Below are 2,362 nucleotides of genomic sequence, written 5' to 3'. Positions count from 1 at the left end.
AAGCATTTGTGAAAATAAATTCTTTTTGAGAGCTTATTGCAATAAACTGTACAAATCGTAAGTTATTGATATTTCTAATATTCTGAAAACTTGATATAAAAGCACTCACTTCATGCAAAACTTTAGATAATAATAATATTCTTAAGATGGAGAGCTTGAAAGAGCTTATTGAAAAGGGTGAACTAAGTACTCTGTTCTGGTACTTTGAGCCCAAAATAGTTGAAAGGGGAAGAAGGTATGCGAACGAAGGCAGGGTAAAGGAGAAGCTTATCCTTTCGGATAACTACATACACGGCTCAGTAGAAGGCTCAACTCTGTATTACACGGACGTATTCTTGAACGAGGATGGGCTGTATGTTGCCTGCACCTGCCCTTACGATGATAGATGTAAACATGCTGTTGCACTCCTTTTAAGTTTTGCACAGAGCGGGAATGAAGAACCTGTGCCCTTGAGCGATTTTGAGAGGGAACTGAAGAAGGTAGTATATGATTACGGACTCCTTGAGTTCAGCATTCAAAACTGGAAAGGTGTGATCAGTAATCATAGTTCCGAGGAGGTTCTGAAGTTTCTGGTGAGACTTACCAAGGAGCTTGAAGAAGATTATGAGGAAGGATATATACCCTACATAGAGGAAGAGCCTCTTTACCTTGATAAGCTTGTAGCTGTTTTTATAGAGAGCCTGCCCGAAGGTGAAAGGGGAAAGGTTTTTTACGAGTATTTAAAGGGTTTAGGGGAAAACTATGGTATGCTCATAGGCTCACCCGGCAGGATTTTCAAACTCTTCTCAGATAAAGATAAGGCGACCTTTAAGGCTCTCCTCAAAGAGGACCCTGCGGTTTCTTGCAAAGAGCCTGCCTTCGCCTTCGCAGGACTCTAAGTGTCCTCCAGCTCACCCCTCAGGTACTTGTCGTAGGCTGATAGATCAAAGTAGCCGTGTCCCGAGAGGTTGAATAGGATGACCTTTTCCTCTCCCGTTTCCTTGCACCTTAAAGCCTCGTCTATTGCAGCCTTTATAGCGTGGGAAGACTCGGGAGCCGGAACTATCCCCTCTGTTCTCGCGAAGGTCAACGCCGCATCAAAAACCTCTGTCTGTCTGTAGGCTACGGCGTCTATGTAGCCCAGGTCGTAAAGCTTACACACAAGAGGTGCGTCTCCGTGGTATCTGAGTCCTCCCGCATGTATTGGAGGGGGTACGAACTCGTGTCCGAGGGTGTACATCTTAATGAGAGGTGTCAGACCTACCGTATCTCCAAAGTCGTACCTGTACTCGCCCTTTGTGAGGGTTGGGCAGGCTTCGGGTTCAACGGCAAGGACCTTCAGGCTCTCCCTATCACCATGGAGCTTGTCCGCCAAGAAGGGGAAAGAGAGCCCGGCAAAGTTGCTTCCTCCTCCGACCGCCCCTATAACAACGTCCGGATAGTAGCCCGCCTCTTCCATCTGCCTCTTCGCCTCAAGTCCGATAACGGTCTGGTGGAGGAGGACGTGGTTCAGGACGCTTCCCAGAGAGTACTTGGTATCCTCCCTCGTTGCCGCCTCCTCAATAGCCTCGCTTATAGCTATCCCAAGGCTTCCGGGATGCTCGGGATCCTTCTCGTAGAACTGCCTGCCTGCGTTGGTGTAGGGGCTGGGTGAGGGTATAACCTCTCCCTTCCAAGTTTCCATAAGAATCCTTCTGTAGGGCTTTTGATTGTAGCTCACCCTGACCATATAGACCCTGCACTCAATATCAAAGAACTGGGTTGCAAAGGATAGGGCACTTCCCCACTGCCCCGCTCCTGTTTCTGTTGTCAGCCTCTTTACACCGGAAACCTTGTTGTAGTAAGCCTGAGCGACCGCTGTGTTGGGTTTGTGGCTCCCCGGTGGAGAGACGCTCTCGTTCTTGTAGAAGATCTTTGCGGGAGTGCCTAAGAACTCTTCCAGATTCTTTGCCCTGTGAAGGGGTGTTGGTCTCCAGAGGGATAGAATGTCAAGGACCTCCTCCGGTATGTCTATCCACTCCTTGTCGGAGACCTCCTGTTCCACGAGGGGCTCCGGGAATATAGCTAGGAGCTTTTCGGGTGAAATTGGCTCCTTAGTTTGGGGGTCAAGGGGAGGCTCAAGTGGTTCCGGGAGTAAGGGAATGATGTTGAGCCACCTTTTGGGAATCTCTCCTTCAGGAAGCAGGTACTTTCTCACCTCTCATAACCTCCTTTAAAGGGAAATTTTAACTTGAAAAGGCTCGTGGGCGCCTTAATTTCATTTACCCATGAAGCTCTGGGACCTTTACAGGAACAGGGATTACCACATCGAGCCCACCCTTGAGAGGATAAGGGAAGCGCTGCAATACGTCGGAAATCCCCAGCGGAGCTTCCCCTCAATACT

General features: G+C 48.7%; 2 protein-coding genes. One reads left to right on the top strand and one right to left on the bottom strand.

Annotated features, from left to right (window positions below):
- Positions 1-146: 146 nt before the first annotated feature.
- The gene (locus AC1HCM_RS07620) at positions 147-878 is read left to right on the top strand and encodes an SWIM zinc finger family protein (RefSeq protein ID WP_479461171.1); all 732 of its coding nucleotides are present in this window, start codon (positions 147-149) and stop codon (positions 876-878) included.
- Here AC1HCM_RS07620 and AC1HCM_RS07615 read toward each other — a convergent pair.
- Positions 875-2,176: a TrpB-like pyridoxal phosphate-dependent enzyme gene (locus AC1HCM_RS07615; protein WP_479461170.1), complete on the bottom strand. Its 1,302-nt coding sequence runs from the start codon at positions 2,174-2,176 to the stop codon at positions 875-877. The two genes, AC1HCM_RS07620 and AC1HCM_RS07615, sit on opposite strands and share 4 nt — an antisense overlap.
- Between the last annotated feature and the right edge of the window lie 186 nt (positions 2,177-2,362).

Source organism: Hydrogenivirga sp., assembly GCF_056450045.1.
The sequence above is the reverse complement of the archived record's forward strand: the minus strand, read 5'-3'. Positions and strand labels throughout refer to the sequence as shown.

What these genes read in the sequence shown, in the direction of transcription:
- AC1HCM_RS07620 (WP_479461171.1), top strand. Translation starts at nt 147, where the DNA reads ATGGAGAGCTTGAAAGAGCTTATTGAAAAGGGTGAACTAAGTACTCTG.